General features: G+C 68.1%; 11 protein-coding genes. 6 read left to right on the top strand and 5 right to left on the bottom strand.

Going from position 1 to position 11,829, the window contains the following annotated elements; all coding sequences use genetic code 11:
• The first annotated feature begins 7 nt into the window (after positions 1-7).
• The gene (locus tag ASG12_RS16660) at positions 8-955 is read left to right on the top strand and encodes an MlaD family protein (protein ID WP_055791956.1); all 948 of its coding nucleotides are present in this window, start codon (positions 8-10) and stop codon (positions 953-955) included.
• Between the two features lie 32 nt (positions 956-987).
• Complete coding sequence (locus ASG12_RS16655; RefSeq protein ID WP_235457187.1) at positions 988-1,737, top strand: hypothetical protein; 750 nt, start codon at positions 988-990, stop codon at positions 1,735-1,737.
• Positions 1,738-1,839: 102 nt separating this feature from the next.
• On the opposite strand, the gene ASG12_RS16650 is transcribed toward ASG12_RS16655, so the two are convergent.
• From ASG12_RS16650 to ASG12_RS16640, 3 genes are all read right to left on the bottom strand, one after another.
• Positions 1,840-2,748, bottom strand: a complete 909-nt coding sequence (locus tag ASG12_RS16650) for a MetQ/NlpA family ABC transporter substrate-binding protein (RefSeq protein ID WP_055791952.1) — start codon at positions 2,746-2,748, stop codon at positions 1,840-1,842.
• Between the two features lie 93 nt (positions 2,749-2,841).
• Positions 2,842-3,585, bottom strand: coding sequence for a methionine ABC transporter permease (locus ASG12_RS16645; RefSeq protein ID WP_055791949.1), 744 nt, complete (start codon positions 3,583-3,585; stop codon positions 2,842-2,844).
• Positions 3,582-4,586: a methionine ABC transporter ATP-binding protein gene (locus ASG12_RS16640; protein ID WP_055792262.1), complete on the bottom strand. Its 1,005-nt coding sequence runs from the start codon at positions 4,584-4,586 to the stop codon at positions 3,582-3,584. Before ASG12_RS16640 ends, ASG12_RS16645 begins: the two co-directional genes overlap by 4 nt.
• A gap of 180 nt (positions 4,587-4,766) precedes the next feature.
• On the opposite strand from ASG12_RS16640, the gene ASG12_RS16635 reads away from it, so the two are divergent.
• The 4 genes from ASG12_RS16635 (at position 4,767) to ASG12_RS21985 (ending at position 10,109) form a co-directional block, all read left to right on the top strand.
• Complete coding sequence (locus ASG12_RS16635) at positions 4,767-5,504, top strand: sulfite exporter TauE/SafE family protein (protein WP_055791946.1); 738 nt, start codon at positions 4,767-4,769, stop codon at positions 5,502-5,504.
• Between the two features lie 355 nt (positions 5,505-5,859).
• Positions 5,860-7,266, top strand: coding sequence for a sigma 54-interacting transcriptional regulator (locus ASG12_RS16630; RefSeq protein ID WP_235457185.1), 1,407 nt, complete (start codon positions 5,860-5,862; stop codon positions 7,264-7,266).
• A gap of 27 nt (positions 7,267-7,293) precedes the next feature.
• The gene (locus ASG12_RS21990) at positions 7,294-9,294 is read left to right on the top strand and encodes a vWA domain-containing protein (protein ID WP_055792259.1); all 2,001 of its coding nucleotides are present in this window, start codon (positions 7,294-7,296) and stop codon (positions 9,292-9,294) included.
• Complete coding sequence (locus tag ASG12_RS21985) at positions 9,291-10,109, top strand: DUF72 domain-containing protein (protein ID WP_055791941.1); 819 nt, start codon at positions 9,291-9,293, stop codon at positions 10,107-10,109. The genes ASG12_RS21990 and ASG12_RS21985 overlap by 4 nt, the downstream gene beginning before the upstream one ends.
• Positions 10,110-10,117: 8 nt before the next feature.
• Here ASG12_RS21985 and ASG12_RS16615 read toward each other — a convergent pair whose 3' ends face one another.
• Positions 10,118-10,771 (bottom strand): DUF1707 SHOCT-like domain-containing protein, encoded by a 654-nt coding sequence (locus ASG12_RS16615; protein WP_055791939.1) that lies wholly within the window; start codon positions 10,769-10,771, stop codon positions 10,118-10,120.
• A gap of 58 nt (positions 10,772-10,829) precedes the next feature.
• Positions 10,830-11,765 (bottom strand): AEC family transporter, encoded by a 936-nt coding sequence (locus ASG12_RS16610; protein WP_055791937.1) that lies wholly within the window; start codon positions 11,763-11,765, stop codon positions 10,830-10,832.
• Positions 11,766-11,829 lie beyond the last annotated feature (64 nt).

Genomic DNA, 11,829 nt, shown 5'->3' with positions numbered 1-11,829 from the left:
TGGGGCGATGAGGATCGGGGTGCGCACGTCGCTGGTGCTGCTGGTGGTCGTCTCGGTGGCGTTGGCGGCATACCTGGGGATCGGGATCCTCAAGCTGAAGCCGTTCGCCGACACCGAGACCGTCACCGTGGAGATGGCGTCGTCGGGTGGACTCCTCCCCCGTTCGCGGGTGCTCTACAACGGCATCGAGGTCGGTCACGTCACCGACATCGCGGTCCGTCCCGACGGCTTGCGTGCGACGCTGTCGATCGACGACGGCTACGACATCCCCGCCGACGCCGAGGTGACCGTGGCGAACCTGTCGCTCGTCGGCGAGCAGTACGTCGACTTCAGCTCCACCCGCTCCACCGGTCCGTACCTGCGTGACGGAGCGGTGTTGAGCCGCAACGTGATCACGCAGGCGACGGTCGGGGAGACGCTGACCAATCTGCAACGATTGGTCGGCCAGATCGACCCGAAGCGGCTGCTGAGCATCGCGAACACCATCAACGCCGGGTACATCGGCCGCGAGGACGACATCACGAAACTCGGCGAGTTCTCCAACCAGTTCTCGCGCACCGTCACCACCCAGCGCACCGAGTTCTCGGATCTGTTCGACACCGCACAGGAATTCGTCCGCAAGGCCGACGGCATCGGCCCGCCGCTGTCGTCGGGATCGAGGGCCCTCGGGACGAATCAGGCCTCGATCACCGCATTGTTCGGACTGTTCCCGGGGCTCGCGAGCGCGACGAACGGTGCGGTGGCGTGGGATCAGGTGATCAACCCGTTCGTCACCAAACTCAGCGAGTACCTGCAACGGATCCTGCCCAAGGTGACACCACCGCTCGGGGTCCTGCTACCCCTGATCTCCCAGATCGCCCCCGCCACCAACATCGACATCGCGTCGTTCGTCGAACGTGGCCTGCAGATCGTCGACGAGAACGGCGTCGTACGGTTCCGCGTGGCCACCAAGTAGCGTCGGCCGCATGCACAAGGAGTTGACTGCCAGTGTCTGATTCGGGCAAGCCGGACGAGGAGAAGTCTGCCTCGGAGTTCTCCGGACTCGACGGGCGCTCACCCCGCACGCCGGAACCGGAGCAGCCCGAGAAGTCCGCCGCGCCCGCGGAACCGGTCGCGGCCACCCCGGTGACCGCGCCCGCCGAGATTGCCGAGCCCGGCGAGTCGACGGCCGGGAGCACGCCGGCCGAGAGTCGTTCGACGACCGCGGGCGACGCGGCCCGGCGCCCCGGTCGGGGTCTGCTCATCACCGCGGCCGTACTGGTCGTGGTGCTGGCCGTGGCCACCACGGTCGCGATCGTCTCCGCGCTGGGCTACCGCGACGACTACCAGGGCCTGACGTCGCAGAACGCACAGGCCCAGCGGGCCGAGGACGTCGCGAGCGACTACGCCGTGAAAGCCGCCGAGATCGACTACCGCAACTTCGATCCCTGGTTCGCGGCGCTGAAGACCGGCGTCGACGACGCCATGATCAAACAGTTCGCCGACACCGAACCCGTTCTGCGACAACTCCTCGGGCAGCTGCAGTGGGTGTCAAAGGGCACGCTGGTCGGCAGCGACATCAAGTCGCAGAACAACGGCGTCTACGTGGTGCAGGTGTTCGTCGACGTGCAGGTCACCAACGTCCAGTCACCCGGTGGGGTCAAGACCACTGCGCTGTACCCGATCACGGTCGACAAGAACAAGAACTGGGCCATCACCGACATCAGCGGAGGCGTCGCACCACTCGCCACGAAATAGGGAACCCCACAACGCACTCGGCCCCCGTCCGCGATCTGCTCGCGAACGGGGGCCGAGGTGTCGACGGGCGTCGATCGCCGTCAGATCACCGTGACCGTCGGATCAGAGAGGCAACAGGATGTTCTTCACGGTCGGGTCGGTGCGCAGGTACTGCTGCACGGCCGGATCCTTGAACACCGCGACGAGCTTCTTGATGTTGTCGGCGTTCTGCCACCGGGTGCCGATGGTGAGCTGCCCGGCGAACTCGTCGGGGGCCGCCGGCGAGAAGATCTGCTTGCTGATCGGGATACCCGCGGCGAGGTAGTACTCGGTGTAGCCGACAGTGGCGTCGAGGTCGGGCAGCGCTCGCGACTGGGCCGCGAAGTCGAGCAGCGTGAACTGCAGGTTCTTCGGGTTGGTGGCGATGTCGTTCTGGGTGGCCCGCGACTTGTCGATCCCGGACTTCAGCGTGATCAGACCGGCGCGCTCCAGCAGCCACAGGCCCTGGGCCTCGTTGGCCGGGTCGGAGTAGAGCGAGACCTTCGCGCCGTCGGGCAGCTGCGAGACGTCGGTGTACTTGTCCGACCAGACTCCGAAGCCCCAGCGGAAGACCGGCGTCGCGGCGACCTCCTTGAAGTCGGGGTTGGCGTCGAGAACCTGGGACAGCCACCGCTTGTGCTGGTAGATCGTGCCCGCGACCTCGCCGTCGCTGACCGCACGGTTCAGCGTGGTGCTGTCGGCGAGGCCCTTGAACTTGATCTTGATGCCGTACTTGGGAGCCACGTTCGCCGCGATGTAGTCGACGAGTGCCTGCTCGTTGGCGTTGCCCTCCGCGGTGACCACGGTGAGGGTCGCTCCGGCGGTGTCGTTGGGGGACTTGGCATCCGATCCCGCGATACGCCAGCCGATCACGGCGGCGACGATGACGACCACCAGCACGACGGCACCGATGATCAGCGGTCGGCGCCGGTTGTTCTTCACCTCGAATCCCGAGTTGTCGTCGCGCACGGGCGTGTTGCTTGTCTGGGTCATGTCCTCTTCTTCCGGGCAGAGAATCTGCGCACGCCGGGGTCGGCGTGTGCACGGGTGTGTCGGGTCGAACGGTGGGGTCAGGCGGCGGTGGTGTCAGACGGCGGCGGGAACGGTGTCGGTTCGGCGCGAGGTTGATCGGCGTGATTTCTCGGGGGTGAGGAATCGGACGAGGGCGTCGCCGATGAGCTGGATGGCCGCGACGGTGATCACGAGGGTGACGATGGTCGCGATCATCACCTGGTGATCGAAACGCTGGTAGCCGTAGGTGACCGCGATGTAGCCGAGACCGCCCGCGCCGATGGTGCCCGCGATGGCCGAGTACTCGATCATCGCGATCGTGTTGATGGTGAGACCGCCGACGATGTTCGGCAGGGCCTCGGAGATCTGTGCGGTCCAGATGATCTGGACGGTCGATCCCCCCGATGCCGTCGCCGCGGCCACCACCGACGTGGGCACCGCCCGCAGCGAGTTCTCGACGATGCGGGTGAAGAACGCGATACCGGCGATCGACATCGGGACGACCGCGGCGGGGATACCGATGTTGGTGCCGGTGACGAACCGGGTGAACGGGATGATCGACGTCATCAGCACCAGGAAGGGCAGCGACCGTCCGATGCTGATGATCCATGACAGCGGTGTGTGGAGTCGACGGTTCTCGAACAGTCCGCCCGGCGCGAGGTTGTGGACGATCGCACCGAGCGGGACGCCGACGAGCAGCACGATGACCATCACGATCCCGACCATGATGACCGTGTCCCGGAACGCGGGGATCAACAGGCCGGGGATCTCGTTCGTGGGAACCGTGATCGACGCCAGGACCGATGTCGTCGCGCTCATGCCGCGACCACCGAGGCAGTCGCGACGTCGTTGCGCACCGCCAGGCCCAGGGCGCCGACGGCGCCCGGGACCTTCTCTGCGGCAGCGGCATCCACGGCGAGGGTCCAGTGACCCACCGACACCCCGGCGACGTCGCCGACATGACCGCCGAGCACCGACACCGGCGCACCGATCTGGGTCGACAGTCGCACGATCCAGTCGCCGGGGACCGCGACCGAGTTGTGGGTCACCTCGATGACGACCTGTCCGGGTGCGGCGGACGATGCCGCGCTCTGCGGTCGAAGGGCCTCCCCGAGAACGGATTCGGGGTCGAGGAGCAGGTCGACGACGGTGCCCTGTTCGGCGATGCGTCCGTGATCGAGTCGACCGACGCGGTCGGCGATCTTCACGATCGTGTCCATCTCGTGGGTGATGAACACCACGGCGAGATCGAGGTCGTCGCGGACCTCGCGGAGCAGGTCGAGGAACGATTCGGTGGCGGCGGGATCGAGCCCGGAGGTCGCCTCGTCGGAGAGCAGCACCGACGGTCGCAGGGCCAGGGCACGGGCGATGCCGACCCGCTGGCGCTGCCCGCCCGAGAGCTGGTGCGGATATTTGTCGGCGTGCGCGGTCAATCCGACCCGGTCGAGCAGTTCGGCGACACGGGCCTTCGTCTGCGCGGTCGTCACCCCGAGGTACTCCAGGGGCAGCGCGACGTTCTGCGCGGCGGTGCGTCGGCTCAACAGGTTCGCCGACTGGAACACGGTGCCGATGCGGCGGCGTGCGACGCGCAGTGCCTTAGCGTCGAGATCGGTCAGGCGCTCGCCGTTGACGACCACCTCTCCCGACGTCGGACGTTCGAGCAGGTTGATGCATTGCGCCAGCGTGGATTTGCCTGCGCCCGACGGCCCCACGACGGCGAAGATCTCACCGGCGGAGACGGTGAAGTCGACACGGTCGAGCACGGTCACGGCACTGGCGCCGCGGCCGTAGGTCTTGGTCAGGTCATGGATCTCGATCACGCCGAGAATCATCGGTGACCGGGGTCGGAAGTCCCAAGTGTTCAAATCAGCGTGATTCGTGGTCCGGCCTCGGCAGAGGCACGGAACCCTTTACCCGAGCGTAGGATTCGTGCTATCACCTGGCCCGCGGCCACCCCGGGCGCGAAAACGTCGGCCGTCGACGCGCACAATGGCCTTCTGATGACGTTCCTCACCCTGGTGCTGCTCGTGGCAGCCGGATTCGGCGCGGGGCTGGTCGGCTACATCACCGGTCTGGCGTCCATCGTCAGCTATCCCGCACTCCTGCTCGCCGGGTTGCCGCCGCTCGCGGCCAACGTCACCAACACCGTCGCGCTGGTGTCGGTCGGCGTCGGCAGCAGCGCGCAGTCGGGGACCAAGTTGCTCGACGAACCACGGCGACTGGTCGCGCTCGGAGTGCTGTCGGCGGCCGGTGGACTGGTCGGCGCGATCCTGCTGCTGCGGTCGTCGCCCGGTTCGTTCGAGACCGTGGTGCCGTACCTCGTCGCGCTCGCGTCGGCGGCCGTGCTCGCCCAGCCGTGGCTGCGACGGATGGCGGGGCATCGGGAACTGCCGATGGTGTTCGCCGTCGGCATCACGATCGTCTCGATCTACGGCGGCTACTTCGGTGCCGGTGCGGGCACCATCTTCCTGGCCCTCGCGTTGGTCACCAGCGCCCACCCGCTGTGGCGGGCCACGCTGCTGAAGTCGGCGCTGCTCGGCATCTGCAACCTCGTCGCCGCGATCGTGTTCGCCGCGACCGGTCCGGTGCACTGGGTGGCCGCGGTCGCGATGGGTATCGGCTGCCTCGCCGGCGGATACGCGGGGCCGCCCGTCGTCGCCCGGCTGCCCGAGACCCCGCTGCGCATCACCATCGGCGTCCTCGGCGTCGCCCTCGCCGTCTGGCTGGCCGTCCGCTGACCGCGACTCGCGACCCGCCGACCGTGCCGAAACCTTCCGCCCACCGTGCCGATACCTCCCGCCCACCGTGCCGAAACCTTCCGCCGACCGTGCCGATACCCTCCGCCGAGCGTGCCCATCCGGCTGGCCGCCGCGTCAGATGGCACGGTCAGCGCGCAGTTTCGGCACGGTCGGCGGGGCGTTTCGGCACGGTCGGCGGGGCGTTTCGGCACGGTCGGCGGGGCGTTTCGGCACGGTCGGCGGGGAGTTCTGGCACGGTCGGCGGGGCGTCGCGCGGGGCGTCGCGACGTGGGAAGAATCGACCGGGCAGGGGCAGTCCGGTGCACGGACATCCAAAGGCTCGTAGCGTGGAGTGGTGACGTCTCAGCAAACTGCTCATCCCACGCCGCGCACCCTCGGGGAACTCCGCGCCTCCGGACACATCCAGCGATCGATCAAAGACGAGATCCGCAACAACCTCCTGACCGCCCTGCGTACCGGCGCCGACCCGTGGCCGGGCATCGTCGGGTTCGAGACGACCGTGATCCCGCAGCTCGAGCGTGCCCTGCTCGCCGGTCACGACGTGGTCATGCTCGGTGAGCGTGGCCAGGGCAAGACGCGACTGCTGCGCACCCTCGTGGGCCTGCTCGACGAGTGGACGCCGGTCATCGAGGGCGCCGAGCTCAACGAGCACCCCTACGAGCCGATCACCCCGGCCTCGATCCGCAAGGCCGCCAACCTGCAGGACGACCTGCCGATCGCGTGGAAGCACCGCTCCGAGCGCTACGCCGAGAAGCTGGCCACCCCCGACACCTCCGTCGGCGACCTCGTCGGCGACGTCGACCCCATGAAGGTGGCCGAGGGCCGCAGCCTCGGTGACCCGGAGACCATCCACTTCGGTCTCATCCCGCGCGCGCACCGCGGCATCGTCGCCATCAACGAGCTCCCCGACCTCGCCGAGCGCATCCAGGTCTCCATGCTCAACGTGATGGAGGAACGCGACATCCAGGTTCGTGGCTACTCGCTGCGCCTGCCGCTCGACGTGATGCTGATGGCCAGCGCCAACCCCGAGGACTACACCAACCGCGGTCGCATCATCACCCCGCTCAAGGACCGCTTCGGCGCCGAGATCCGCACCCACTACCCGCTCGAACTCGACGACGAGGTCGCCGTCATCGAGCAGGAGGCCGATCTCGTCGCCACCGTGCCGACCTTCGTCACCGAGATCCTCGCGCGCTTCACCCGCTACGTGCGCGATCACCCGTCGGTCGACCAGCGCTCGGGCATCTCCGCGCGTTTCGCCATAGCCGGCGCCGAGACGGTCGCCGCGGCGGCGCTGCACCGGGCGACGGTCGTCGGCGAGGAGTCGGCGACCGCACGCGTCGTCGACCTCGGATCGGTGATCGAGGTGCTGCGCGGCAAGGTCGAGTTCGAGTCGGGCGAGGAGGGTCGCGAGATGGAGATCCTCGAGCACCTGCTGCGCAAGGCCACCGCCGACACCGTGCGCGAGCACCTCGCCGGGATCGACATGGCGCCGTTGGTCTCCGCACTCGAGACCGGCGAGCCTGTGGTCACCGGTGACCGCGTGACGGCGAAGGAACTCCTCGGGTCGATCCCGGCACCGGACACCACCGGCCCGGTCATCGACACCATCGCCGAGCGCCTGGAGGCGACCGACGACGGGGAGCGCGCCAGCGCACTGGAACTCGCGCTCGAGGGGTTGTTCCTCGCCCGCCGGATCGGCAAGGAGGCCGACGATTCCGGCCAGACCATCTACGGCTGACACACACCACACAGACAGAGACTGATGATGGCGCGCAACAGATTCCACCGCTCACGGTATCGCCGCTACACCGGTGGACCCGACCCGCTGGCCCCACCGGTCGACCTGCGCGAGGCGCTCGACGAGATCGGTGCCGACGTCATGGCCGGTGTCTCGCCGCAGCGTGCGATGCGCGAATACCTGCGTCGCGGTACGCAGGAGATGCGGGGCCTGGACAAGCTGCGCGAGGAGATCAACCGCAAACGCCAGGAGCTGCTGAAGAAGCGCAACCTCGACGGCACGTTCGCCGAGGTGAAGGAGCTGCTCGACAACGCTGTTCTCGCCGAACGCAAGCAGCTCGCCCGCGATCTCGACGACGACGCGCGGTTCGCCGAGATGCAGATCGAGAACCTGTCGCCGTCGACCGCGCAAGCGGTGCAGGAGCTCGCGCACTACGAGTTCCGCAGCCCCGAGGCGAAAGCCGACTACGACAAGATCAAGGATCTGCTCGGCCGGGAGATGCTCGATCAGCGTTTCGAGGGCATGAAGCAGGCCCTCGAAGGCGCGACCGAGGAGGATCGGCAGGCCATCACCGAGATGCTCGCCGACCTGAACGAGCTTCTCACCAAGCACAACCGGGGCGAGGACACCACCGAGGCGTTCGACGAGTTCATGGGCAAGCACGGTCAGCACTTTCCCGACAACCCACAGTCGACCGAGGAGCTCATCGACTCTCTCGCCAAGCGTGCCGCGGCGGCGCAGGCGTTCTACAACTCGCTCTCGCCCGAGCAGAGGGCCGAGCTCGATCAGTTGTCGCAGCAGGCCTTCGGTTCGCCCGACCTGATGAACCAGTTGAGTCAGATGGACTCGCAGCTCCGCGAGGCCCGTCCCGACCTCGGGTGGGGCGACTCGCAGGACTTCGAGGGCCAGCAGGGTATGGGGATGGGCGAGGGTGTCGGCGCGCTGCAGGATCTCGCCGAACTGGAGTCGTTGTCCGAGCAGCTCTCGCAGCAGTACAACGGCTCCCAGCTCGACGACATCGACCTCGAGGCGCTGGCCCGCCAGCTCGGACCCGAGGCCGCCGTCGACGCGCGCACCCTGGCGGAGCTGGAGAAGGCGCTGGCCCAGCAGGGCCTGTTCGATCGCGACGCCGACGGCAACCTCCGCCTGTCGCCGAAGGCGATGCGGCAGTTGGGTCAATCGATCTTCCGCGACGTCGCCGACCGCCTCTCGGGCCGCTCGGGTGACCGCCAGACGCGTCGTGCCGGCGCGACCGGTGAGTCGACCGGGGCCACCCGTGAATGGGAGTTCGGCGACACCGAGCCGTGGGACGTGACCGCCACCGTCGGCAACGCGGTGCGGCGCACCATCATCGAGGATCCCGAGAGGTCGCTGGCCGCAGGAGATCTCGCGCGCCACGGTGTGCGCATCGACGTGCGCGACGTGGAGGTCTCGGAGACCGAGTCGCGCACGCAGGCCGCGGTCGTCCTGCTGGTCGACACCTCGTTCTCGATGGAGATGCAGGGTCGCTGGTTGCCGATGAAGCGCACCGCAGTCGCACTCAACCACCTCATCAGCACACGGTTCCGCAGCGACGAACTCGAGATCATCGCGTTCGGCCGGCACGCACGCAGCATCGACATCGCCGAGCTGACCGGGCTGCAGGCGGTGGCCGAACAGGGCACCAATCTGCACCACGCACTGCTGTTGGCGGGCAGACACCTGCGCAAGCACCCCAACGCACAGCCGGTGGTCCTCATCGTCACCGACGGCGAACCGACGTCGCATCTCGAACCCGACGGGCACTCCTTCTTCGACTGGCCGCCGCATCCCGCGACGCTCGCGGTCACCGTCCGCGAGCTCGACAACATCTCGCGACTCGGCGCTCAGGTCACCATCTTCCGGCTCGGCGACGACCCGAGCCTGGAACGGTTCATCGACCAGGTGGCCCGTCGGATCGGCGGTCGCGTCGTGGCCCCCGATCTCGACGGCCTCGGCGCTGCCGTGGTCGGCGACTATCTCGGGTCGCGCCGGGGCCGCCGTCGGTGACCGCGGCGGGCACCGTCAGGGTCGGCACGTCGGGGTGGGTGTACGCGCCGTGGCGGGGAACCTTCTATCCGAAGGGCCTGCCGCAGCGCCGCGAGCTCGAACACCTCTCGCACACACTGAACTCCGTCGAGATCAACGGCTCGTTCTACGCGCTGCAGAAGCCCGAGAGCTACCGTCGGTGGGCGGAGTCGACACCCGACGACTTCGTGTTCTCGATGAAGGGGCCGCGCTTCATCACCCACATGAAGAAGCTCGTCGACGTCGAGACGCCGCTGGCGAACTTCTTCGCCTCGGGCATGCTCGCCCTCGAGCACAAGCTCGGCCCGGTGCTGTGGCAACTCCCGCCGACCATGCGGTTCGATGCCGCGGTGCTCCGCGACTTCCTGGACCGATTGCCCGCGACGACAGCGGCGGCGGCCGAACTCGCCCGCGGCCATGACGCACGCCTCGACGGACGGGCGTGGACGTCGGTCGAGACCGATCGCCCGATGCGCCACGCGCTCGAGGTCCGTCACCCCAGCTTCGTCGACGACACCCTGATCGATCTGCTGCGGGGCGCGGGGGTTGCGGTGGTGCTCGCCGACTCGGCCGAGAAGTTCCCCGTGATCGACGAGCTGACCGCCGACTTCTCCTACGCCCGTCTGCACGGCGACGCCGAGATCTACGTCAGCGGGTACACCGACGACGCCCTCGACACGTGGGCGAGCCGATGCGCCGACCGAGCCCACCACGGCGACGTCTTCGTCTACTTCGACAACGATCAGAAGGTCCGCGCACCGGTCGATGCCCGCGGTCTGCTCGACCGGCTCACCTGATCGGCGCTCTAGCGCTTGTCTCCCCGCGAGATCGAGGGACGTTTGCGCGACACCTCGACACCACCCATGAGCGCGAGTCCGTTGACGATGATGGTGGGTGCGCCGGGGCGTCCGCGGCCCGCGGCGTCATGCGGGAAGCCACCCATCACACCGATCCCGCGGACCTGCACGGTCGCGTCCTCGGGGACGAGGATCTCGATGCCGCCCATGACGGCGACGGCCGCGATGGTCAGCACGGGTGCGGTGAACTCGACGCGCCGCAGGTCGATCTCGGCGCCGCCCATCACCGTGACCACAGTGAGGCGGTCGCCCACGGGGACGGTGCCCTTCAGTTCGGTCCCGCTCATCACCGCGACCTTCGTGTGCACGGTGGCCGGATCGGGCCCCGACCGCATCGTGTAGGCCGGTGCCACAGCGGATTTGGTGAGGGAGAGCCCGCTCGCGTGTGCGGCGATGTCGTTGACCGGTAGGTCGTCGGTGAGGGCGTCGAGTTCGCCGAACGTGCTCGCCGACACCGCCGTCGACGCCCGCGTCTCGTATTCGACGGGGGAGAGGTGGCCCTGGGTCATGGCCGCGGCGAGGATGTCGTGCACCAGGGCCCGGTCGGCGTCGGAGGCACGCAGCCGTGCACGTTTGTCGAACGAGGGCGACGGTTCGGTCATGTGACCGACGGTAACCAACGCCTCGGCGTCGCCGCTACGACAAATGTCATGAATCTGCTCAGGCGAGCAGGAGGGCCACGATCGCGATCACGGGGATCGACGCGACCGTGGTGACCAGTGCCGTGTCGCGGGCGAGCACCTCGCCGCGTCGGTAACGGGTCGCGTACACCAGCACGTTCTGCGCGGTGGGCAGTGAGGCGATCACGACCTGGGCGAACAGATGGTGGCCGCGTTCGCCGAACAGCCAGTACGACAGCGCGAACACCAGCAGAGGCTGCGCGACCATCTTCAGCACCGATGCCAGTGCGACGTCGCGGCGCGGACTCTCGCCTTTGCGGAGCACCGACACTCCGGTCAACGACAGCCCGAACGCGAGGAGGGCGCCGGGCACCGAGGCGTTGCCGAGCATCGAGATCGGTTCGGCGACGGCGTGCGGGAGCCGCCACCCCGCGAGCGAGATCACCAGGCCGGCAGCACCGCCGAGCACGATCGGGTTCGTGAGCGGCGCGATGACGGTGTCGCGCAGGGTGATCCGGCCGGGTGCGTCACGCAGCGCGGTCAGATCGAGGGCGGTCAACGCGATCGGCGAGTAGATCATGATCTGGAAGAGCAGCAGCGGCGCCACGAACGACGCGTCGTCCAACACGAAGATGGCGATGGGGATGCCGAGATTGGCGCTGTTGACATACGACGACGCCAACGCGCCGATCGTGGCCTCGGGGATCTCGCGATGCAGCACGAGGCGGGCGAGCACGAAATAGGCCAGCCCGATCAGCAGTGCGCTTCCCCCGGCGATCACCAGGGTCGAGGAGAAGATGACCGAGATGTCGGTGGTGGCGAGAGAATCGAACAACAACGCCGGGGTGAAGACGAAGAACACCAGCCGGGCGAGCACCTGCTGGGCGTCGGGTCCGAGGACCTCGGTGCGACCGAGCACGTATCCCACCGCGATCACGATGAAGATGACGGTGAAACCCTGGACGACTCCGGACACCGCGCCGTCTAGCGTGCGGTGTCGGCAGAACTGGGGATCACAGGACGAGTGACCGACCGGTGCA

The organism is Williamsia sp. Leaf354, from assembly GCF_001424365.1.
GTDB lineage: Bacteria > Actinomycetota > Actinomycetes > Mycobacteriales > Mycobacteriaceae > Williamsia_A.
The sequence above is the reverse complement of the archived record's forward strand: the minus strand, read 5'-3'. Positions and strand labels throughout refer to the sequence as shown.